The organism is Tannerella forsythia, assembly GCF_001006485.1.
Lineage (GTDB): Bacteria > Bacteroidota > Bacteroidia > Bacteroidales > Tannerellaceae > Tannerella > Tannerella forsythia.
In genome coordinates, this window is record NZ_JUET01000078.1 from 86,300 (window position 1) to 109,101 (window position 22,802).

Annotated in this window: 23 protein-coding genes, 1 other RNA gene and 1 pseudogene; 17 read left to right on the forward strand and 8 right to left on the reverse strand. The window is 48.6% G+C overall.

What is annotated here, in order from left to right; translation table 11 throughout:
* The first annotated feature begins 17 nt into the window (after positions 1 to 17).
* The 5 genes from Tanf_RS07780 (at position 18) to Tanf_RS07795 (ending at position 6,474) form a co-directional block, all read left to right on the forward strand.
* Positions 18 to 719 (forward strand): 16S rRNA (uracil(1498)-N(3))-methyltransferase, encoded by a 702-nt coding sequence (locus Tanf_RS07780; protein WP_046825472.1) that lies wholly within the window; start codon positions 18 to 20, stop codon positions 717 to 719.
* A gap of 97 nt (positions 720 to 816) precedes the next feature.
* An RNA gene (rnpB, locus tag Tanf_RS13850) (RNase P RNA component class A) lies at positions 817 to 1,191 on the forward strand.
* A gap of 30 nt (positions 1,192 to 1,221) precedes the next feature.
* Positions 1,222 to 2,586: a YihY/virulence factor BrkB family protein gene (locus Tanf_RS07785; protein WP_046825473.1), complete on the forward strand. Its 1,365-nt coding sequence runs from the start codon at positions 1,222 to 1,224 to the stop codon at positions 2,584 to 2,586.
* A gap of 237 nt (positions 2,587 to 2,823) precedes the next feature.
* Complete coding sequence (gene thrA / locus Tanf_RS07790; RefSeq protein ID WP_046825474.1) at positions 2,824 to 5,262, forward strand: bifunctional aspartate kinase/homoserine dehydrogenase I; 2,439 nt, start codon at positions 2,824 to 2,826, stop codon at positions 5,260 to 5,262.
* A gap of 6 nt (positions 5,263 to 5,268) precedes the next feature.
* Positions 5,269 to 6,474, forward strand: coding sequence for a cofactor-independent phosphoglycerate mutase (locus Tanf_RS07795; RefSeq protein ID WP_046825475.1), 1,206 nt, complete (start codon positions 5,269 to 5,271; stop codon positions 6,472 to 6,474).
* A 17-nt stretch (positions 6,475 to 6,491) separates the two neighbouring features.
* Here Tanf_RS07795 and Tanf_RS07800 read toward each other — a convergent pair whose 3' ends face one another.
* The 4 genes from Tanf_RS07800 to Tanf_RS07815 form a co-directional block, all read right to left on the reverse strand.
* Positions 6,492 to 7,388, reverse strand: coding sequence for a bile acid:sodium symporter family protein (locus Tanf_RS07800; RefSeq protein WP_046825476.1), 897 nt, complete (start codon positions 7,386 to 7,388; stop codon positions 6,492 to 6,494).
* 43 nt (positions 7,389 to 7,431) lie between these two features.
* A complete protein-coding gene (locus Tanf_RS07805) occupies positions 7,432 to 9,420 on the reverse strand; it encodes a glucosamine-6-phosphate deaminase (protein ID WP_046825477.1) in 1,989 nt (662 codons plus the stop codon).
* A gap of 162 nt (positions 9,421 to 9,582) precedes the next feature.
* On the reverse strand, positions 9,583 to 12,045 hold the full coding sequence (priA, locus tag Tanf_RS07810; RefSeq protein WP_014226258.1) for a replication restart helicase PriA: 2,463 nt from the start codon (positions 12,043 to 12,045) through the stop codon (positions 9,583 to 9,585).
* Positions 12,046 to 12,071: 26 nt separating this feature from the next.
* Positions 12,072 to 12,674, reverse strand: a complete 603-nt coding sequence (locus Tanf_RS07815) for a porin family protein (RefSeq protein WP_087879716.1) — start codon at positions 12,672 to 12,674, stop codon at positions 12,072 to 12,074.
* A 366-nt stretch (positions 12,675 to 13,040) separates the two neighbouring features.
* Here Tanf_RS07815 and Tanf_RS15545 point away from each other — a divergent pair, with 366 nt between their 5' ends.
* The 11 genes and pseudogenes from Tanf_RS15545 (at position 13,041) to Tanf_RS07860 (ending at position 18,809) form a co-directional block, all read left to right on the forward strand.
* The gene (locus Tanf_RS15545; RefSeq protein WP_236684410.1) at positions 13,041 to 13,259 is read left to right on the forward strand and encodes a hypothetical protein; all 219 of its coding nucleotides are present in this window, start codon (positions 13,041 to 13,043) and stop codon (positions 13,257 to 13,259) included.
* A 333-nt stretch (positions 13,260 to 13,592) separates the two neighbouring features.
* A complete protein-coding gene (locus tag Tanf_RS14280) occupies positions 13,593 to 14,009 on the forward strand; it encodes a hypothetical protein (RefSeq protein ID WP_074453625.1) in 417 nt (138 codons plus the stop codon).
* A 9-nt stretch (positions 14,010 to 14,018) separates the two neighbouring features.
* Positions 14,019 to 14,213, forward strand: a complete 195-nt coding sequence (locus tag Tanf_RS14285; RefSeq protein ID WP_074452267.1) for a nuclear transport factor 2 family protein — start codon at positions 14,019 to 14,021, stop codon at positions 14,211 to 14,213.
* A gap of 88 nt (positions 14,214 to 14,301) precedes the next feature.
* On the forward strand, positions 14,302 to 14,547 hold the full coding sequence (locus tag Tanf_RS15550; protein WP_236684411.1) for a macro domain-containing protein: 246 nt from the start codon (positions 14,302 to 14,304) through the stop codon (positions 14,545 to 14,547).
* Between the two features lie 45 nt (positions 14,548 to 14,592).
* Entirely contained in the window at positions 14,593 to 14,778 is a 186-nt protein-coding gene (locus tag Tanf_RS15555) for a macro domain-containing protein (RefSeq protein WP_306766687.1), read from the forward strand.
* 25 nt (positions 14,779 to 14,803) lie between these two features.
* Positions 14,804 to 15,127: a hypothetical protein gene (locus tag Tanf_RS07835; protein WP_052449051.1), complete on the forward strand. Its 324-nt coding sequence runs from the start codon at positions 14,804 to 14,806 to the stop codon at positions 15,125 to 15,127.
* Positions 15,128 to 15,157: 30 nt separating this feature from the next.
* A pseudogene (locus tag Tanf_RS07840) lies at positions 15,158 to 15,819 on the forward strand (IS1595 family transposase); the annotation flags it as partial.
* Positions 15,820 to 15,910: 91 nt separating this feature from the next.
* Complete coding sequence (locus Tanf_RS07845; protein ID WP_041591393.1) at positions 15,911 to 16,273, forward strand: YbaN family protein; 363 nt, start codon at positions 15,911 to 15,913, stop codon at positions 16,271 to 16,273.
* Positions 16,274 to 16,279: 6 nt separating this feature from the next.
* On the forward strand, positions 16,280 to 17,290 hold the full coding sequence (locus tag Tanf_RS07850) for a M28 family metallopeptidase (protein ID WP_014226264.1): 1,011 nt from the start codon (positions 16,280 to 16,282) through the stop codon (positions 17,288 to 17,290).
* 108 nt (positions 17,291 to 17,398) lie between these two features.
* On the forward strand, positions 17,399 to 18,094 hold the full coding sequence (locus tag Tanf_RS07855) for a hypothetical protein (protein ID WP_046825479.1): 696 nt from the start codon (positions 17,399 to 17,401) through the stop codon (positions 18,092 to 18,094).
* Between the two features lie 28 nt (positions 18,095 to 18,122).
* Positions 18,123 to 18,809, forward strand: a complete 687-nt coding sequence (locus Tanf_RS07860; protein ID WP_046825480.1) for a nitroreductase family protein — start codon at positions 18,123 to 18,125, stop codon at positions 18,807 to 18,809.
* A gap of 78 nt (positions 18,810 to 18,887) precedes the next feature.
* Here the strand turns inward: Tanf_RS07860 and Tanf_RS07865 are convergent, their stop codons facing one another.
* The gene (locus Tanf_RS07865; RefSeq protein ID WP_014226268.1) at positions 18,888 to 20,543 is read right to left on the reverse strand and encodes an AMP-binding protein; all 1,656 of its coding nucleotides are present in this window, start codon (positions 20,541 to 20,543) and stop codon (positions 18,888 to 18,890) included.
* A 163-nt stretch (positions 20,544 to 20,706) separates the two neighbouring features.
* Between Tanf_RS07865 and Tanf_RS07870 the strand changes: the two genes are divergently transcribed.
* The gene (locus Tanf_RS07870) at positions 20,707 to 20,988 is read left to right on the forward strand and encodes an IS110 family transposase (RefSeq protein WP_041590951.1); all 282 of its coding nucleotides are present in this window, start codon (positions 20,707 to 20,709) and stop codon (positions 20,986 to 20,988) included.
* 50 nt (positions 20,989 to 21,038) lie between these two features.
* On the opposite strand, the gene Tanf_RS07875 is transcribed toward Tanf_RS07870, so the two are convergent.
* The 3 genes from Tanf_RS07875 to Tanf_RS15100 all read right to left on the reverse strand — a co-directional run bounded on the left by Tanf_RS07875 (position 21,039) and on the right by Tanf_RS15100 (position 22,594).
* On the reverse strand, positions 21,039 to 21,857 hold the full coding sequence (locus tag Tanf_RS07875; RefSeq protein WP_052449052.1) for an IS3 family transposase: 819 nt from the start codon (positions 21,855 to 21,857) through the stop codon (positions 21,039 to 21,041).
* Positions 21,799 to 22,053 (reverse strand): hypothetical protein, encoded by a 255-nt coding sequence (locus tag Tanf_RS15275; RefSeq protein WP_014226270.1) that lies wholly within the window; start codon positions 22,051 to 22,053, stop codon positions 21,799 to 21,801. The genes Tanf_RS07875 and Tanf_RS15275 overlap by 59 nt, the downstream gene beginning before the upstream one ends.
* Positions 22,054 to 22,420: 367 nt before the next feature.
* A complete protein-coding gene (locus Tanf_RS15100) occupies positions 22,421 to 22,594 on the reverse strand; it encodes a hypothetical protein (protein WP_161794950.1) in 174 nt (57 codons plus the stop codon).
* Positions 22,595 to 22,802: the final 208 nt, after the last annotated feature.

Consider the following 22,802-nt stretch of genomic DNA (forward strand, 5'->3'; position numbering starts at 1 on the left):
ATATAGACAGTTCACGCATGCAGCTTTTCTACGCTCCCGACATTGCGACGAATCCGCTCTTACCCGAAGAGGAATCGAGGCATTGCACGAAAGTACTGCGTCTGACAGTGGATGACACGTTGATGCTGACCGACGGCAAAGGGTCGTTTTACCGGGCTGTGATTGCCGAACCCCATCCGAAATATTGCCGGGTAACGGTTGTAGAACACCTGCCGCAGGCGCCGTTATGGCCGTTCCGGATACATCTGGCCGTAGCGCCGACGAAGAATATCGACCGTATGGAATGGTTTCTCGAAAAAGCGACCGAAGTAGGGATCGATACCGTGACATGCCTCAACTGCCGCTTCTCGGAACGTCGGGAGGTAAAGACCGAGCGGTTAGAGAAAATCCTTGTTTCGGCCATGAAGCAATCGCAGAAAGCACGCCTGCCTCAGCTTATCGGAATGAGCGACTTTAGCGATTTCGTTGCTCGTCCGTTTGAAGGACGGAAAATGATTGCGCATTGCCACACTCCGGAGGATTTGCCTTTGATTCGTTCCGTCTACCGTCCGGGCGAAGATGCGCTGATACTGATCGGCCCCGAAGGAGATTTCAGCAAGGAAGAAGTGGAGCTGGCCGAAGCGCATGGCTTCACAGGTGTTTCATTGGGAAAAAGCCGCCTGCGCACCGAGACAGCCGCCTTCACCGCCTGCCATACCCTCCATGTCCTAAATCAGTAAGAGGCAATCTTCCGCACGAACAAACACGCTTATGGTGCACGTTTTTTAGCGCCCCCAAATGCGTTGAATCGATTATTTCCACTATCTTTGTCTCTTGGCAGCAGACCGGTCTGTCGCTTATTCTTTTGGGGATGAGAGGAAAGTCCGGGCAACACAGGGCGCCATCCTTCCTAACGGGAAGCTGTCTGCGAGGGCAGAGTAACGTAGCAGAAAAGAACCGCCGCGCTGTAAGGCGAGGTAAGGGTGAAAAGGTGAGGTAAGAGCTTACCGCTCCCGTCGGAATACGGGAGGTCCGTACGTCTGATGGGTTGTAAGGTCATGTATACCGACGATAGAGGGCGGCTCGTCCGATGTCGGGGGGTAGACCGCAAAGAGTTTGCCGGCGACGGTAATCCAAGATAAATGACAGACGCTTCGTCTTTCTTTTCGGGGTGACGGAGTACAGAACCCGGCTTACAGGTCGGCTGCCTTTTTTTACGATAAACAACACATAAGCATAACGATGCCGGATAATAAGACGACTAAAAAATCGCTCATCACGCGAATTAGCGAGGGAATTTCATCATTGATTCGCTTCGTCACCTACGATATTTGGAGGGTAGCTGACAACGAAATGAGCGGGTTACGCCGATCCTATATTTACGTGGCCAAGACCGTGATTCTGGCCGTGCGCGGCTTCAGAAGCGAGAATTTGCAGACACGCGCCTCAGCACTGACATACAGCACGCTATTGGCCCTTGTTCCGTTATTGGCCGTCATTGTCGGCATAGCAAGCGGATTCGGCTTTCGCGACACCGTGCGAAAAGGGCTGTACGACTTCTTCCCCAGCCAATCGTTTCAAATCGATAAGGCACTCAATTTTGCCGAAAATTACCTCTCCATGGCCAAAGGAGGCTTGTTTATCGGAGTAGGACTTGTTCTCCTCTTTTACACCGTCATCAGTCTGATTTCGACGATCGAACGTACCTTTAACAACATCTGGCAGATACAAAAAGACCGCCCGTGGCATCGCAAGGTAAGCGACTATATGGCGATGTTTGTCATCCTACCCGTACTGATGACCTGCTCAAGCGGACTCTCGATCTTCATTTCAACGATCCGAAACTCTTACCTTAACGAATTTATTTTCCTGACCCCGATTGCCGACCTGACGCTCAGCCTGTTGCCTTACGTAATCATCAGTCTGTTCTTCACGCTGCTCTATATCTTCGTTCCCAATACGAAGGTACGCTTTCTCAATGCGTTGGTGGCCGGGACCATCATTGGATGTGTCTTTCAGATTTTCCAGAATTTCTACATCAGCGGACAGATCTGGGTAAGCAAATATAACGCTATCTACGGAAGCTTTGCCGCCCTTCCTTTACTCATGCTATGGCTGCAAGTGTCGTGGTTGATCTGCCTGTTCGGCGCCGAGATCGTTTATGCCTCACAGAACGTGAAAAAATTCAGCTTCGAACGCGACAGCAAAAATATCAGTCGACGGTATCACGACTTTTTGGCTATCCTTATCGCTACGCTAATCGTAAAACGCTTCGAACAAGGAGAAAAGCCCTACACGGCCGACGAGCTTTCGGAGTCATACCGCATACCTATCCGCCTCACTACAAGAATCCTTTGTTTACTTACCGAGTTAGGCATTCTGATTGAAGTCAATTACGAAGACGACGAGCGTATTGTTCATTATCAACCGGCTTTCGACATTCATCAGATTAGCGTAGGACTCTTGCTGCGAAAAATCGATGAGCACGGATCGGAAAACTTCAAGATTGATACGAACGAAACGTTCGGAAAAGAATGGCATACCTTTCTCGATAAACGACAAGAACTTTACCTGCCCAACAAGGACATTCTGCTGAAAGATTTATAACCATCGTTATCTTTAGCCGTATGAACGATTCTATCTGTCGGAGTAAAAACATACCGATCCTGAAAAATCCATGTCTTACATTAGAGAAACGACACCATCCTCCAAAGGATAAGTTTATTCATCAAACAGAGATTGATTTGCTTGCTCCGTATTTTTAAAATCTGGTGTCTCTTTTCAGCTAAAAAACCTCTATCTTTGCGGTCTGATTCAGGTTTAGCAAACAGATTACATACATCAATGAAAGTATTGAAATTCGGTGGCACATCGGTCGGTTCGACGGAAAGTATCCGCAGTGTCAAAAAGATTGTCGAAGCCATTGAAGAGCCGGTTATTGTTGTCGTTTCCGCATTGGGCGGGATCACCGACAAACTCCTGAAAACCTCTGAGCTCGCGTCGAAAGGGGATCCGGCCTATCAGCAGGAATTAGCCGAAATCGTTGCACGTCATCGCAACATCATCGAAAGCGTTGTGCCGAAAGCTGCACAGGAAAAGGTAGAGAATCTGGTAATGGAGACGCTCGACGAGCTGGAGAATATTTTCCGAGGCGTCTTTCTAATCAAAGATTTATCTCCTAAAACGTCGGACACGATCGTTAGCTACGGCGAACGGCTTTCGTCGTTGATCATCGCTCATATCATCAAGGACGCCAAGCTATATGACTCGCGTCAATTTATCAAGACCGTCAAGCAATTCAACAAGCATATCGTCGATTTCGAACAGACAAACCAACGGGTCAACGAAACGTTTCAATCGCTTCCGCAGGTGGCACTTGTACCCGGATTTATTTCATCGAGCTGCGAAAACGACGAAGTGACAAACCTCGGCCGTGGCGGATCCGATTATACGGCTGCCATTCTGGCTGCGGCGCTGAATGCATCGATCCTGGAGATCTGGACAGACGTCGACGGATTCATGACTGCCGACCCACGCGTCATCGACTCCGCATACGTCATCGACCGTCTCTCATTCACCGAAGCGATGGAACTTTGCCACTTCGGTGCCAAAGTTATTTATCCGCCAACGATTTATCCCGTACTCCGCAAAAATATTCCGATCCGTATACGCAACACCTTCAACCCTGAAGCTCCGGGTACGTATATCTCGAAAGAGTCGCACGCCGACAAGCAGAAGAGCATGATCAAAGGCATCTCGTCGATCAACGACACCTGCCTGATCACCGTACAGGGACTGGGTATGGTCGGAGTCATCGGAGTTAACCGACGTATTTTCAAGGCGCTGGCACAAAACGGAATCAGCGTGTTCATGGTCTCGCAAGCCAGTTCGGAAAACAACACGACATTTGCCGTGAAAAATGAGGATGCCGAGTTGGCTGTACGTGTACTCGACGATGAGTTCGCACTGGAACGCTCACAGGGCGAAATGAATCCGACGATTGCTCAGAAAGGACTGGCGACCGTGGCCATTGTAGGTGAAAACATGAGGCATACCCCCGGAGTGGCCGGCAAACTGTTCGGTACGCTCGGAAGTGCGGGTATCAGTGTCATAGCCTGTGCGCAGGGAGCTTCCGAAACAAACATCTCGTTCGTCATCAAACTTGAGTCGTTACGTAAGGCGTTAAACTCCATCCATGATTCATTCTTCCTTTCGGAATACAAGGTACTTAACCTCTTCCTCGTCGGTATCGGAACGGTAGGTAGTCACCTGTTGGAACAGATTCAACGGCAGCAACCCGAGCTGATGAAACAAAACAGACTAAAAATCAATGTGGTCGGCATCTCCAATTCCAAACGCATGTTGCTGAATCGCGAAGGGTTGGATTTGACAATGTGCATTAAAGAGCTAAAGACAGAGGGTACCCCCTCCTCGCCCGAAGCATTGTACGATGAGATTATCCGGATGAATATTTTCAACTCCGTCTTTGTCGATTGCACCTCGAGCGAGAAAATCACAGCGCTTTACGAAAAGCTGCTGGACAATAACATCTCCGTCGTGGCAGCCAACAAGCTCGCGGCCTCCTCGCAACAGAAAATTTACCAGCTGCTGAAAGATACCGCTCGCAAACGCAATGTAAAATACCTTTTCGAAACGAACGTGGGTGCGGGCCTGCCCATCATCAACACGATGAACAATTTGATCAACAGCGGCGACCACATCCTACGGTTAGAAGCTGTCGTTTCAGGTACCCTGAACTTCATCTTCAACACGGTCAGCGAAGACATATCGCTGAGCCAGGCGATCCGTATGGCCGTAGACGCCGGGTATGCCGAACCCGATCCGCGCACCGACCTGAGCGGCAAGGACGTGATCCGTAAATTAGTGATTCTCGCACGCGAAGCCGGCTACAAGATCGAACAGAAGGAAGTAAAAATAACCTCCTTCATTCCCGAAGCATATTTCAACGATACAGTAGAGTACTTCTGGGAACATATTCCGGAACTGGATGCCGCCTTCGAAGAAAAACGCAAGAAAATCGCTGCTGAGAACAAACGGATGCGCTTCGTTGCCAGTATGAAAGAAGGGGCTTGCGAAGTCGGACTGAAGGAGGTAGACAGTCACCATCCGTTTTACGAACTCGAAGGCAGCAACAACATCATCATGATCTCGACCGAACGCTATCATGATTATCCGATGATCATCAAAGGATACGGAGCCGGAGCGGCCGTAACGGCTGCCGGCGTGTTTGCCGACATCATCTCCATCGCGAACATCCGCTGAGGCAAAATGAAGTATCTCGTTGTCCTCGCAGACGGTATGGCAGATGAGCCGATAGCCGAATTGGGACATCGCACGCCGTTGCAATATGCTCGAACGCCTTATATGGACCGGCTTGCAGCATCGGGAGTGACCGGAAGCCTGCGTACAGTTCCCGATGGCTTTGCGCCGGGCAGTGAGGTAGCCAATCTGTCCGTATTAGGCTACAGCCTCCCGGCTGTCTACGAAGGACGCGGCGCGCTCGAAGCGGCCGGTATGGGAATACGATTGCGACCGGACGAACTGGCCATGCGGTGTAACCTGCTCTGCGTGGAGGGAGAACGGCTGAAAAGTTATTCGGCAGGAGACCTCGCCGACGAAGAAGCCGAACAGCTCATCACCTTTCTTAACAACGAGCTGGGCGATGAAAACATCCGGTTTTGTCGCGGCCTGTCATACCGGCATCTGCTGGTCATCAAAAAGGGCGACAAACGGATCGACTGTACACCTCCCCATAACATCCTCTCGCTTCCGTTTCGCCCGGCTTTGGTCAGGGCTCAAACACCCGAAGCCGGCCCAACAGCCGTCCTTCTCAACGAACTGATTCGGAAATCGCAAGATATACTGCCGGATCATCCGGTCAACCGCCGACGGATCAACGAAGAGAAAGAGCCGGCCAACAGCATCTGGCCATGGTCACCGGGATATCGCCCGGTCATGCAGACATTCAAACAGCTGTATGGCATCGGAAAAAGCGCCGTCATCTCGGCCGTCGATGTGATTCGCGGTATCGGAGCTTATGCCGGCATGGACGTGATAAGCGTCGAAGGAGCTACCGGCAAACATGACACGAACTACGAAGGCAAAGCACAAGCAGCTATCCGAGCCTTGCAAACGCACGACTTCGTATATCTGCATATCGAAGCGAGCGATGAGGCCGGACACGCAGGTGATGCAGCACTGAAAGTCCGTACCATCGAAGACTTGGATTCCCGGATTATCAAGCCTTTATTCGAAGCGCTGAGTCAATGGGATGTTCCCGTCACGGTCGCGGTACTGCCTGACCACCCTACCCCATGCGCTCTGCGTACACACACCGACACGCCCGTTCCTTTTCTGATCTACCGTCCCGGAATAACACTCGACAGGGTAACCCGCTACGATGAATTTTCCGTGCAGCATGGAAAATACCCGTTGCTCAATGGCAACGAGTTTATGAAAGAAGTATTGAAGTAAAAAATGCCTCGGTTCGTTTATTTGTCTTTCTTTCCTTTTTTCCACAACTGCCAGCTATTGATCATATTTTGCCACAGGATATACCCCGAAGGTGCGATCGCCGTCAGCGGATGCAGATACGTCTGTGCCATCCAGACAGCAAGGATCGTATTCTTCTGTCCGAGCCCCTGCCCCGACGACACCGGATCGCCATAATAACGGCCGATACGACGACCGAGTATAAATTGCAACACACATAAAACGAGCGACACACCCAGCAAACCGTATTCCGTTTGATAGTCGACATTATCCTGATTCAGCATAAACTGAACGGTGATACCCGTCACTACAGTCAGGGCAACAGCCCAGAGATAGAAGGTCATACGCGGCATACTCAGCAAAAGACGGTGTACCCGAGGCGTCCATTTCCGAACGGCCAACGCCACAAACAGGGGGAGAATAAGCAGCGGGAGGACTTTCCGGCAGATAAACCATACCGACTGCATAAACGTCATCTCATCGCCATGTACGCCGGTCAAGGTGAAATAGACGGGGGCAGCGACGGCCACAGCCATGTTGCAGAACAGCAGATAAGCCGTCAGGAAGCCGACATTGCCGCCGAGCATACCTGTAATCACGGCCGCCGCTGTCGCCGTAGGTACCAGCATGCAGAGCATCGCTCCCTGCGCCACGACAGCGTCGAACGGACGCAGTATCCAGTAAACGGCCGCACTCCCGACCAACTGAATCATCAGCAGCCAGAGGTGTGCCGGATGGAAGCGAATATCCTTCAGCGAGATTTTACAGAACGTGAGCAGCAGCATCGTAAAAATCAGGTAAGGAGTCAAAAAAGAAAGGCGGCTGACCCATTGATGAGCCAGCGCGCCTGTAATCATTGCGATCGGAAGCATCCAATCTTTTACGAATTTCAACACTTCGGTTATCGTTTATGGTTCGTTTCCGATTCGGGAACTTACGTTACCGGATGGGAATATACTGCACGAACGCCTCGATAGCCTCATACGAAGCCAGACCAAGTTGTTTGTACAGCTCGGCTGTCGCACGGTTACGGTCTTCGGCGCGTTGCCAGAAGAGACGTTCGTCGTCGCCAAGGAACGGTGCGCTTTCAGCCTGCGACTGATGCTTGAGAATCGCGTTCCGTTTGTAACGCAACTCTTCCGGACTGATCGGCACGGCCATCTCGATATGGTCCATCTCCCATTCCGCCCATGCCCCGCGATACATCCATATACGGCAATCCTTCATCCACTTCTGATCTTTCACCTCATCGATCGCGGCCAACGCAGCGTCGAGACACACCTTATGCGTTCCGTGCGGGTCGGCCAGGTCGCCGGCGACAAAAATCTGATTCGGCTTCACTTCGAGCAAGAGTTTCTTAATGATCTCCACATCTTTCTCGCTGATGGGGTTCTTCTTCACCAGACCCGTTTCGTAGAAGGGCAGATCGAGGAAATGTACATGCTCGTCCTTGACTCCCGAATAACGACATCCGTGACGCGCTTCTTCACGACGGATCGTCCCCTTCATAAACAGCACATCGGGACTTTCGGGCTTACCGTCTTCTTTCTTGTCGTAACGCAGATACTGTATGATCTCTTCCGCTTTTTTCCGGATCGTCTTATCTTTCGGCGAATATTTATCACATACATCGCACAGATATTCGCAATACCGGATCACTTCCTCATCGCCTACGGCAATGTTGCCCGATGTCTGATAAGCCACATGCACGTCATGATGCTGGTCGCACAGACGACGCAACGTTCCACCCATCGAGATCACATCGTCATCGGGATGCGGGCTGAAGAGGATCACTCGCTTGGGATACGGCTCGGCACGTTCGGGACGGTTCGAATCGTCGGCATTCGGCTTTCCGCCCGGCCATCCGGTGATGGTATGCTGAATATCGTTGAATATTTTGATGTTCACATTGTAGGCCGACCCGTAGAGCGCCAGCAGCTCGCCAAGCCCGTGTTCACTGTAATCCTTGTTGGTAAGTTTGAGAATCGGTTTATTCGTCAACTGACAGAGCCAAACGATGGCGCGACGAATCAGTTTGTTGTCCCATTCGCAGGTCGTCACGAGCCACGGATGACTGATACGTGTCAAGTCACAAGCCGACGAGAGATCGATGACCGCTTTGGCATTCGCATGATGCTGGAGGCAGGTAGCGGGCAAAGCATCCGTGACCGGATTTTCGATCGTTTTGCGGATAATATTGGCTTTATTTTCGCCCCACGAGATCAGCACGACCTTTTTCGCATCCATAATCGTACCGAGTCCCATCGTAATCACGCCCGCGGGCACGTTTTCGATAGAGCTGAACAACTGTGCCGATTCCTTGCGCGACGTGTCGTCCATCAGCACCAAATGCGTGCGTGAGGCAACCGACGTACCGGCACTGTTTAGACCGATCGTGCCTCCCTGTCCGATACCGAGCAGCATATAATCAATGCCTCCGCATTCGTTGATCTTCTGCTCATAGCTCTGACAGAACTCATAGATATCGTTTTTGTTCATAAAGCCATCCGGGCTGTAGATGTTCTTTTTCGGAATATCCACATGATTCAGGAACACTTCCTGCAACTGATGCAAGTTGCTGTTCGCCGCATTCGTCAGCGGATAAAATTCGTAAAGCAAAAAAACGATCACATTCTTAAAGCTCAGCTGTTCCTCTTTATGCATCTGAATGAGGTGTTGAAAAAGCGTGTGCGGCGAACGTCCGCCCGGTATAGCCATAACGAACTTCTTCTTAGCCTTTTGCTTTTCTCTGATCTCGTCGGCGATTTCTTTAGCCAGCACTGCCGAACCTTCATCCATCGTCGCGTAGATATGGGTCCGTATCTTCTCGAAACGTGTCAGCAAACTGTACTCGTAAGCATTTTCCGGATGGTAGTATCTTTCCGGTATACGCGTCAACGTAATTTGTGAACTTAAATTATTTCTCATTATAATTATTATATTTGATTTTTTTCCGCACAAAGGTACGAAAAATATCGTCTCATGCGCCCTTCAAAAACAATTTGCAGCGAACAATGTGTTTTAGCATCATGTACACGATAAAAATGCACAAGAAATTCCGTATCGAGGACGACTAACGCTGTTCCGCTCCTACTGCGGATCAACATCGGCATGCAGAATAACCTGACGGAACGACGGTGTCTGCTGCATCGCCGCATGAGCGGCTTCGAGCGTGTGACGCACGTCTTTCACGGCAACCGAAAGCGGTATCTTCAACATAATCCGGCGCACAAACAACGTCTGAACACGACCTATCGGCGGTACGAAGGGGCCGACAACGTTCGTCCCCAAATCGCTCCGTAACTGCTCGCCGTACATGGCCGCGAACCGGTCCAGTGTCGATTCGTTCTTCGCCCGCATGATGACCGTGATCAGGCGGCAATAAGGCGGATAGCAGTATTGCTTACGCTCGGTCAGTTGTGAGAGTGCCATCCCGTCGTAGTCGAAGGTCTGTACCATGCGCAGTAGCGGATGTTGAGGTTGTGACGTCTGAATGATAACCGTTCCCTGTCCGGTACGCCGCCCTGCGCGTCCGCTCACCTGCATCATCAGCTGAAAAGCCCGCTCATGAGCGCGGAAATCCGGAAAGTTCATCAGGCTGTCGGCGTTCAGCACCCCAACCACGCTGACGTTCCCGAAGTCCAATCCTTTCGAGAGCATCTGCGTTCCGATCAGAATCTGTGTCTTCCCCTCTTCAAAATCGGTCAGGATACGCTCGTAGGCACGACGAGTACGGGCATTGTCGAGGTCGAGACGCGCTGTGGCGGCGTCAGGGAATAAGGTGGCGATCTCCTCTTCGATCTTCTCCGTGCCGAAGCCTACCATCTTGACCTCGGCGCTCGCACACGAGGGACAACGCGACGTCACAGGTTGCGAATAACCGCAATAATGGCAAACTTGCCGATGACGGCTGCGATGATACGTGAGCGTCACGTCGCAGTTCACGCAGTGCGGCACATAACCGCACGCCTTGCATTCCAGTATCGGAGCGAAACCGCGCCGGTTCTGAAACAAAATCACCTGCCGTCCGTGCGTCAGCGCCTCGTCGATTTTTTCGCGCAGCAACGGAGAGAACAGCGTCTCCTTCATGATTTTTTTGCGTCGCAATGTTTTCACGTCGACGATATGAATTTGCGGGATTAACGTTGGGCCATAACGTTCACGCAGCGTGACCAGCCCGTATTTTCCCGTCTTCGCATTATAAAACGAATCGAGCGAAGGCGTAGCCGAGCCGAGCAGTGTGCGGGCGTCGTGCATCGAGGCCAGCATAATGGCCGCATTGCGTGCATGATAGCGAGGCGCCGGGTCCTGCTGCTTATACGACGGCTCCTGCTCCTCGTCCACAATGACCAGCCCCAGAGCGGAAAACGGCAGAAACAGCGACGAACGTACTCCCACTACCGCCAACGGCTCGTCGGCCTCAAGCAGCTTATTCCACACCTCCACCCGTTCCGCGTCAGAGAGCCCGGAATGATACACCAGCAGACGTTGGCCTAACACCCGCGCCAACCGTTCGGTGATCTGTGTCGTAACGGCAATCTCCGGCAACAGATACAAGACCTGCCGCCCCTCCCACAACGTCGCAAGGATCAGATGCAGATAGATTTCCGTTTTTCCGCACGACGGCGCTCCGTGCAACAGGCAAACGGCTTTCGTCGCGAACGTCTCGTTGATCGAGGTAAATGCCGCTTGCTGTGCCGCGCTCAGCGGACAGGGCGGATGCAGAGCCAACGTAAGATGTAACCGGCTGATCTCTTTCCGATACGCCTCGATCACCCCACGCCGCAACAGCCCGTTCAGCGCCGACGGATCGGCACCGGCTGTTTTCAGCAACGCTTTTCGGGAGATTTCGGGTGTGCCTTCTCCCCGAAAAGGTTTCGTTTCGTCGAGGAAAGAGAGTAACAGCTTTTCCTGTTTCGGTGCTCGCCTCAACGATTCAAACACTGAGACGAGATCCGCTTCTTTCTCATACAGGGAAGACAGACGCAGGTAGATTTCCGTCTTGGGCACGAAGCCGCGTTTAAGCTCTTCGCGAACGGTTACGGCTCCCTGCTTCACAAGTTGCGTCAACGCGGGAATCAGGTTGTGCAGGCCGGTTTTCTTCTCAATCTCTGCCACTGTTTGCGGCTTTCCCTCTCCCGCCAACGCATCGAGTAGCGTTTGCAACTTGGGCGACAGGGGACGGGAAGCCTCAAAATCGTCACAAAGCGAAACGACGGTCTCGCTTCCGAGTTTCAGGCCGGAAGGAACAGCCGCTTTATACACATCGCCCAACGTACAAAGGTAATACGAGGCCATCCATTCCCAGAAATGCAATTGACACTCGTGAAGGACAGGCGCTTCATCGAGCACGGTAAAAACGGATTTGACCGCATACAAATCGTCGGGAGGACGCTCGTGCACCTCCCTTACGATAGCCGTATAGTAGCGTTTAGCCCCGAACGGAACAATCACCCTGCCGTTGGGCAACACCTGCGATGCCATACCTTCGGGGATCGCATACGTGTATGTCTGTGCCAAAGGCAAGGGCAAGATAACCTCCACATATTTCATACGTTCTCCGGGAGAGTAATCTTCCTTTAGAAGAATACGGCAGCCGAGATCATCCACGTGTGCGGCTTACCGATATAAGAGATGATATCGTTATCGACCTTGTATGTCTTATAATTGTCGGTCAACCCGAGACTGTACGTCAGTCCCACCTGTACGATATCGAACACCTCGGCACCAGCCGTAAAGTTCAACCCTGCGGCAAAACTCTGGGCCTTCAATTGATCCGTCACTCTTCCGGGGATGTTTCTGAGCTTGTCGCCCGACACGCGGAACGAAGCATACGGACCGGCTGCTATGTAAGGTTTGACAAGCGGTAACATAATCTTGTACTTCAGATTGACGGGCACATCGATATAATCGTTCCGGTATCCTTTATCATTCAATCCGAATCCTTTCTGACTGTACACCACCGCGGCATCGACCCCCAGGCCGGCTACGGGAATCATCAACTCGATCATCGGGCCGATATGAAATCCGGTGATATTCTCCGAATCGATCACATCCCGATTAAACTTCACCGAGGCAATATTTACTCCGCCCTTCACGCCGAAACGCAACTGTGCCTGCATAGCCGGTGCTGCCAATAATACAGCAACGAATAAAAACCATTTCAATTTTTTCATCATCATAATCTCCTATCATTAATATTTATACTCGATGGCAAAGGTATTACAATCCATTCAATAAACAAACCCAATGCTTCATCTCCCCTTTTTCCCCCTTCAAAGGGGGGAATGCAAGGCTGATTGCTGAGAACTGAATGCTGTAAAAGCCCTGAAAGGGCGTAATAATTCAGCCCAATGCGAAGCGTTGGGGAAAAAGCAATATCCCCGTTGGGAGGGCTGAAAGCCTGACGTAATTCAATTGTTAATTGTCAGTTGTTAATTGTTATGCGTGGTACACGCGGTATCCGAACGCAGAGGAACATCCCCCCAGCAGCCCCCCTTCAAAGGGGGAATGCGGAAGCGCAGCGTTGGGGGAACAGGCGAACGCCTTTGGCGTTCGTCCATGGGCCTCGGGTGGTGAGCCGACGGAGCAGCGAGCAGGGCGATAGAAAATCAGGCTGTCCGAGCCAAGCGAGTTACCTGATTTTCCGACCTGAAAGTGTCGCGAAGGCGTGCGAAGCGCACGAAGCCTTGACTTTTTGGTTACTTTTGGGTCAAGCCAAAAGTGACAGAAAAGAGATTCATCGCTTCGCTCTGAATGACAAATGACCGACCGCAGATGAACATCCCCCCAGCCCCCCCTTCAAAGGGGGGGGGAAGAGCGGAGCGAAGGGGGGATGTAATCCTTTCAAAGAGGGAATTTGCAGAGCTGAATGCTGATAACTGACAGCCCTCAACAACTAAACATCTAAACCAATCAACATGTAAACAGAAAGATGATTTTATTCCCGCTTCAATCTTAGCGTTGCAAAGGGATTTTTTGTATGATAACAGGTATGCAACCATTCCAATAGCTCGGCAATCCGTGTGGGCACTTCTAACAAATAATCACTACCTTTATCTTTTATCTTTGTCTTTGAAAAACGGATAACTCATTTTACAATGCAACGGTACATTTTCAGGCCCCCCCCCCTTTTTGAGTTCGAACTCAAAGACCTCGCCGAGATAACGCACAAGAAATTGCAACTTTCGGGTGTACCTCATCGCATCGATTTTTATCAGATTTTCCGTTTCGAGGACGGCAAAATCGTAGAGCATTGGGACAACCTCCAAGAGACCCCCAAACAGTCCAACCCAAGCGGTCGCACGATGACCGACGGAACTACTGAAATCAAAGACCTCGACAAGACCGAACAAAATAAGGTTTTAGTGCGTAATTTCGTGGAAGATATTTTGGTAAACGGTCGAATGGAGAAACTCGCAGGTTACTTCGACGGCGACAACTACATTCAGCACAACCCGCAGATACCCGACCAACTTTCTGGATTGGGAGCTACTTTGGAAGCTTTGGCAAAATAGGGTATCTTTATGAAATACGATACTATCCAAAAAGTATTGGGCGAAGGTAACTTTGTGCTGACCCTCAGCGAAGGGCATTTCGGTAATGCTCATAATACTTTCTACGACCTTTTCAGGGTCAAAAACGGAAAAATTGCAGAACACTGGGACGTAATAGAACCTACTTTGGTTAAACATTATGATTTACGAAATGAGCAACAATAATTTGTCCTTTATTCTTAAAACGCTTCTTGATGAACGTGCGGACTACGCCGATATAGCAATTCCTGATTTACAGAACGAGCAACGATAATTGATGCGTTCTCTACTGAACGTGCGACCTCCTTTGCCCGTGAGTGATGCGTTTTGTACCGCACAGGATGCCGAGTTGTTGGTACAACGAGCCGAAAAGGGTATTGTGCATCGCAACGAAACGCAGATTTCGGATATCGACAAGCGTTTGCGGCTTTGGCAGGGCGACATTACACGACTTGAAGTTGATGCTATCGTAAATGCTGCCAACAGCAGTCTGTTGGGGTGTTTTATTCCGCACCACTAATGTATCGACAACGCCATTCACTCGGCAGCCGGCGTACAACTTCGCTTGGAGTGCCACCGTCTGATGCAGGAGCAAGGTAGCGAAGAGCTAACAAACAGTGCCAAAATGACGAAGGGGTACAACCTGCCTGCACGGTACGTGATACACACCGTGGGACCGATTATTCAAGCACCACGCCCCCCCCCCCTGTGCAGGAACAGGAGCTGGCAAACTGCTATCGCTCTTGTTTGAAGATTGCCCCGTATGTGGTGGCAGTATGGCGATAAACGTTCGCAAAGATGCGTTTTTCGTGCAGGATGAGCAATGGAATATGCAGGCAGAATATTACGAATCGTTTGTAAACCAAGCTATTCGTTGTAAATTACTACTGCTTGAGTTTGGTGTGGGCTACAATACCCCAACCATTATTCGCCTACCTTTTGAGCAAATTGCACAGGCAAATCCCGCCTCGTTGCTGGTTCGCTTCAACCGCGACAACCCCGAAACCTACGTACTGAAATCACATATTCCTATTACAGAGAATATTGCAAAGGTCGTTGGCGATTTGCTCGCTTACAGAGAAACCACAACGAGTATTTGAAATTACTGTCCGATAAAATGTGTACCTTAAGAAATCCAGCGTCAATTGGGACATAATCGTTATCATCCTATTTGGCATATGGTTCACAAACTTCGCGAGGCCATGGGTAAAAGAGATGATGAATATGTCCTTGCAGGTTGTATAGAGTTGGATGAGGGTTATTTTTCCACAGAGATGAGTCAAGAGGAAAAAGATAAACCCTTGAAGCGTGGACGTGGCAGTCAAAAGAAAAGCAAAGTTTTAGTAATGGCAGAAAGTGAAATGGTTGAATTTCCGAAAACCGGTCAAAAACCACGAAGAGTCGGCTATTTGAAAATGAAAGTAATCGATGACTTGAAAAAAGAGACCATTAATGCAGCGGTTCAGCAGTTAGCTTCCGGAGCTAATCAAATCGACACGGATCATTCTACCTCTTATGTAGAATTGAAAGATTTTGTACCTAGAGACACCACTCTCAGGTTATCCCCAAAGAGAAAGTGGGCGAGGTCTTACCCTGGGTTCATATCGCCATCAGCAATGCCAAGAGACAGTTGATAAATACGTTCCATGACATCAAACCCGAATTCTTACAAAATTACTTAGATGAATTCTGTTACAAGTTTAATCGCCGATATTTGGGAGAAGCTCTCTTTGGAAGATTGCTGGTTGCTTGTGTAAGCTATAGAAATGAGTTTAGGTATAAGTACAGATAATCATATTAAGGATAATCAAAAATTTTTATCGGACAACTATAAAAAAAGCATTATCTTTGCGATGCTGTCAAAGTCGGCAAGCATGCAAGTAATGAGAATTTTCTGGGTCGTATTAGGTAGTGTCAGTCTGGCATTGGGGGTTATCGGGATATTTGTTCCGTTGTTACCGACTACGCCTTTTCTCTTACTTTCGGCGGCGACCTATTTCAGAGGGTCCCCCCGCCTTTACCATTGGTTGCTTCATCATAAATATTTCGGAAGTTATATCCGTAACCTTCGCGAAGAGCGTGCCATTCCGCTACGCGCAAAGATTCTCTCCATTACGGTGATGTGGCTTACGATCGGCCACTGTGTTCTGCTGATGGGTATTCCCGTTTGGTTGCGGATTGTCCTGACAGCCATCGCTGTCGGCGTTACCATTCATATTCTTTCGTATAAAACACTAAAACATTAATTTTTTATGACACCGTTTCTGAAATTCATCATCACAGGAAGCGCTTTATGTCTTTGCCACATCACCCGCGCACAAGACACACCTCAACAAAAAGGTTTACAGACTATCAACCGCGCAACTGCCGAGGCACATATTGGTTTTCTGGCAGATGATGCGCTACGCGGGCGCGAAGCCGGAAGTCAGGAAGGCCGTGTAGCCGGCGTGTATCTGGCCTCTTATCTTCAAACATTGGGACTAAAACCTCTGTTCGACTCATATTACCAGCCCTTCGAGGTTTATCGCGCCGAACGTCAACAGAAAAAACCTTTTCAGGTGCATCCCGACTCCGTCGCGATGCTTCGCAAAGGGGTACATCAGAAACTTGCCATGCGCAATGTGCTTGCCCGGATTGAAGGTAAGCGTCGCGACGAAATCGTAATCATCGGCGCACATTACGATCATCTGGGTTACGATCCCCATTTGGACGGCGATCAGATTTATAACGGTGCAGACGATAACGCGTCGGGCGTTGCCGCGCTTTTACAGATAGCGCGCGCTTTTTTAGCTACCGGTGTGCAACCGGAACGAACCGTCATTTTCGCGCTATGGGACGGCGAGGAAAAAGGATTGCTCGGCTCAGCCTATTTTACGCAGACCTTTACCGATCTGGGCAAGGTGAAAGGTTATTTGAATTTCGACATGATCGGGCGCAACACGAACGAAGCTGAGCCGGAACATGTCGTATATTTCTATACCGCCGCCCATCCCGTTTTTGGCGACTGGCTGAAAAACGATCTTATAACCTACGGATTGAAGCTCAAACCCGACTATCGCGCATGGGATAAACCTGTAGGAGGCAGCGATAATTCATCCTTTGCCAAACACGATATTCCTGTGATTTGGTACCATACCGACGGACATCCTGATTATCATCAGCCGTCTGACCATACGGAAAAAATCAATTGGGAAAAGACCGTCGAGATTACGAAAGCGGCTTTTCTCAATCTCTGGAACCTGGCCAACGAACGGATTTTTTAACACATCGCCCTTACAATCAAATCATTTCGTCTATTTTCTATACGTTACGTATCTAACTGACTTTTTTATTGTATTTTTGCACAATAAGAACAAAATAATGTAATCGTCATGAAATCATTTATTACACTCCATCCAACGAATCTGAATAAGATAGCGCAGGGCACTCAACAGGCTAAAACCGTCCTCGCAAGACTGGCAAACCCGATATTTCGGAATATACGTTTTACCTTGTCTGCTCTGGTTCTTTTTTTCATGCCCTTTTCTTCTCGGTTGATCGCTCAAACACCTGCCGAGTCGGATATGACATTTCTGACCGAAGGACATGGAAAGGCTTTTTATCTTCATGTAGATGCAGCACCTGACGACGAAAATGAAATCGGCCAACATAGTTTATATATGAAAGATTTGGCTAACGGATCTTTTACACGGCTGTTTCAAACATCGCCCTACGGAAAAGAAGGATCCAAGCTAAAGATAAAAAAGGAAGGCATATATACGGATGGAGGGATTGAAATCATAGATGAAATTGTTCTCTTATCCGAATCGAAAATCTTAATTAGTGGATGCCCCGATGCTCGAAATATTTATTCGTATATATACGATTTGACAACAGGAAAAGCCGTTTTTCTTGACGTTTACAGCGGATATGTCGACACCGTCGAAGAAGATGGACGTCCCTTAATTAAGATGTCCACATACGCCTATCGCCCGAATGGCGGCGGACGCTATGGAATCTATGTTTATTTCGATATGGAAGGGAACAAAATCCGTAAAGAGGATGCACCTGAAGACGAAGACTATTAATCTATTATCACCATTAATACCTATAGACATGAAAACTTTCAAACATTACGCAAGCTGCCTTTTCGCAGCAGCATTCCTGATTACGGGATGCCAAAACAGCAACAGCACAAGTGCAACGGCCGAAACGACGACTGAAGCAGACTCTCTCGCGATCGGTAAGGATACAGGCAATCCGGTGATCCGCACCATTATGGAGCGTCGCAGCATCCGCAAGTATAAGCCGGAGTCTGTACCACGTGAAATGATGGACATCATCCTGCGCTGTGGCATCAATGCTCCCAGTGCCATGAACGGACAGCCGTGGGAAGTACGTGTTGTTGACAACCCTGAATTTATTGATGGCGTTACAAAGCTCTTCGTCGAATCTGCCAAGGATGACGAACGCATGTTGAAAATGGTGCAGGATCCTGGGTTTAAAAACATGTTCCGCAATGCTCCCGCCGTTATTTTTATCGCCGGAAAAGATGGCGAAGGAAAATTTGACTGCGGTTTGCTAAGCGAAAATATCATGTTGGCGGCTCATGCCATGGGTTTAGGCACCTGTTGTCTCGGTAGTCCGATAGGTTTTATGAAAAGCGATCTTGCCACCGACTACAGGAAACGTCTCGACTTTTCTGAGGGCTACGAGCTTTATTACGCTATTGCGATCGGCTATCCCGACGAATCCCCCGAAGCCAAACCGCGCGATGCTTCCAAAGTCCGCTATGTAGAATAAAGACTTGCACCATGCAATGAACGGCCCCTCCGACCCTTCAATGAATCAGGTTGGGCCGTTTTTTTCGATGACATAAGACTATGCCTTCTCCTGATAAAGGTAACGCTTGATGCTCTGCTTGGGCGTCTTCTCAAAAACTTCGTTTCGCAATTCCAATTCTTCCACCTTACTGTATTTCGGAATACGCTCATTGAGTACTGTCAGATTTTCTTTCATCAAGACATTAAGCTCTCCTTCCGTCAGCCCGTTTTTCGCCATCAATTCACGGTCGGGGTAGATCAGAGCAACTAACTTATCGCCACGATGCACAATAAGAGACTCACCCACATAGGGCAGATTATTTAAAATATTTTCAATCTCTTCGGGATAAATATTCTGTCCGTTCGAACTGAGAATCATCGTCTTGCTTCGTCCTCTGAGAAAGAGAAATCCGTCTTTGTCTATCGTACCGAGGTCGCCCGTAAGCATCCATCCGTCGGCAGCCATTACTTCGGATGTGGCAGCCGGGTTTTTATAGTAACCCAGCATGACGTTCGTGCCGCGCACCATGATCTCGCCCGCTACCCGTTCAGGATCGGGCGAATCGATCTTCACTTCCATTCGGTCAACAATCTGCCCGACGGAACCTTCCTTATACGTATCCCATTGCTCGTACGAAATCAGCGGGCCGCACTCTGTCATACCGTATCCGACCGTGTACCGGAACCCGATGAGGCGAAGAAACGCTTCTACCTCCTTATTGATCGCCGCCCCTCCAATCACTACTTCAGTAAATTCGCTTCCGAAAGCGGCGTTCAGTTGAGCAAGAATTTTCCGATGGATCATCTGTTTCACAATCGGCAACTTACATAGAAATTTCATCTTAGGATGCTCAAGCATCGGAAAGATTTTATTCCGTACAATCTTTTCGATAATCAGTGGCACGGCGATAATCAATCGCGGCTTAACCGCCGCGAAACTGTCGATAATAATCTTCGGGCTCGGTACGCGTGGCAGGAAATGGATATGGCAGCCTTTATTGATGCCGTTCAGGATTTCAAAAGCCAAACCGTACATGTGCGCCATAGGAAGCATACATACGAAATGATCGCCCGAATACACAAAAGGCAGATGGTCTGCCGCATATTTCGTGTTGCTCCATAAACTGCGGTAAGGCAACATGACCCCCTTGGAAAATCCGGTTGTACCCGACGTATAATTAAGCACCGCCAATTCTTCCGGCTTTTCCATATAGAAGCGTATTTCTTCGAGTGAAAATGCGGGATGCTGTCTGTGGAAAATGTCCTTAACCTGTTCACGCACCTTCACCAGTTCCGGTCGTTTGCTGCGAATCACCGACCAGTCCTCAAGTGACAAAATCAACTCGACCTCTGCGATGGCCTGTTCGTTAAGTACTTCCCAATTTTGTTTGGCGGCGAGCAAAACCTTGGACTCCGAATGATTGACGATATGATGGACGTTTTCAGGCTTGAAATCATGCAAGATAGGAGTAGCGACCGCACCGTACGAAAGGATGCCGAAAAAACTGATCACCCACCGCGATGAGTTACGTCCAAGGAGGGCCACTCTGTCGCCCTTACGAATGCCGGCTTGTTCCAACAAGATATGCAGCTGATAAATCTCGGCGGCAATGTCTTTGTAGTAAAATGTTTCACCTTGGTAATCGGTCAATGCGGGTAATTCCCAATGTGCCTTGAGGCTGTCTTCGATAAGTCCTAAAAAACGATTCTCCATGTCTGTGTTTTTAAATTTATTCTATTTTATTTAGCTATACAAACTTACATAAAAAAAAACGAGTTTTTTTATACGCCTTCGGATAAAAATCAAGCCGCCAACTGTTCTATAGATAATTAAGGTGCTCAAAGGCACGATTGTTTCACTTTTAAAAATTATCATTATGAGAACAGTCAGCGGTCTCGATGTCCACAAAGATAGCATCTTTATGTGCATTTTGGACGAACAAGGCAAAAAAAGAGAAGAAAAATTTGGTGTGACAACCCGTGAAATAAAGCGGCTGTCATCTGTAATGCACACTCATTACGTGAGAGAGGTATGTATGGAAAGTACCGGGATTTATTGGATACCGATTTGGCGATTGCTTGAAAACGACTTCGCTCTTCTTTTGGTAAACCCTCAGTTCCTTAAACAACTACCCGGACGTAAGAGCGATGTGTCCTGAGAAAAGTTGACAGTTGTTTTGTTCTTATCGTTTCTTTTTTCTTTCATGATTTACGCCACTTTTGATGCATGTACTTGTTCTGGGGTAAGCAAATTCAAAGCCCAATGCGGACGTTTGTTGTTATAAATTTCCACCGAAGAACGGACGGCTTTGAGTGTCTGAAGATAATCATTAAAGGTATTGTCCAGATAAAACTCATCCTTTAAGATGCCGTTCACACGCTCGGCCGTACTGTTCTCGTAACAGTGGTTCTCCTGCGTCATACTGATCTGCACGTTAGCCTTTTGAAGCATACGCACATAATCCGTACTGCAATACTGAATGCCCCGGTCGGAATGATGCGTCAACGGCAGGGCTTTGTCTTTCCTGCTTCGCAGAGCCATTCGCAAGGCTTCCATCGCTCCTTCGATGGCAAGGCTGCGGCTCAACGACCAGCCCACAATCTTACGCGAATACAGGTCTGTTATCAAAAACAGATAAACAAAGCCGTTCAATGTACGAAGATAGGTAATGTCGCTCACCCACACCTGATTCGGACGGGTTACCTGCATGTCTCGTACCAGATTCGTCCATTTGTAAAATCGATGGTAAGACTGCGTAGTGCGCGTGTAGCTGCGCTTAGGAACCACCAGCAGATCGTTATCCCGCAGGATGTCAAAGAACTTGTCTCGTCCGATAGAGCCCACCTGACGTAAGTCGCCCCCCAGAAGATGATACAACTTCTTGCCTCCCAAACGCGGCATCTGACGACGAACTTTTTGAACCATATCCACTACGATGCCTGTTTTCAATACACTCTTAACCATCTGACTATTGCTCTTGTAATAGGCTTGACGGCTGATGCCGAAGTAAAGACAAAGACGGCTCACGGCTTCTTCCTCCTGAAGTAGACTGATAACTCGTGTTCGTACTTTTTTTTAAGTCCAGGTTGAACATCTCGTCGGCTACCTCAATGACTTTCTCCGAACATTTGTGATTCAGCACAAGCTCGGCGTAAGCCTCTTTCAAGGCTTTATTCTCTGACCGAAGACGCTTTAATTCATCTAATTCATCTCTTGTTTCCACTCGTACTACTTTGTTTAATAAATATGAATGTCCATATATATGCCTAAAATTAATTATATATTACTGATATACAGAAATTTATTTCTTTCTCCGATCCATACATACAAATTATTGTTATTAAATCGTTTAATGGAGCTTTTAGGTACAAACACGGATATTCATTTTAATAAATGATGTTTACCCAATTTCTTAAGCCATGCCTAGATGGTTTGACCTCCGCCGATACCATATTTATGACGGCAATCCTCGATGCTTAAGCCATTTTTCTCGATCTCTTCTACTACTTGTAATTTAAAACAAGTACTGTACCGAATTACTTTTTTCCTCTTTTTGTCATTTTGTCCTAATTTTTTCTGTCAACCTTTTCTCAGGACAGGACATGCCGACACCGGTTGAACGAGAAGGTCTGAGCCGTTACAACGGTTTCGGCGGCCTCGCGTGCATTCTCAAGCCGGTCGATACGCTTGCCGACCGTACCCGTTGGGTCAAATCCGAACTGGAACTCTTCCCGATAGTGGCTAATCTCAAAAATATTATCCACCAAAACACGAACAGAGAGCAAGGATTTAAACCTTTTATGGAATAGAATTATATTAAGTTTATTATAATTTTTTTTCCCGTTGTTTTATTCTCTAATAAATAAAACTGTTTAAGATTTACAGCTATCATTTTAAAATGACCTAATTTATTCGAATAAAAACTCCCTTGATAACCAAATAGTCCCCCGCTGGCAAATCCACTTTTTAGCG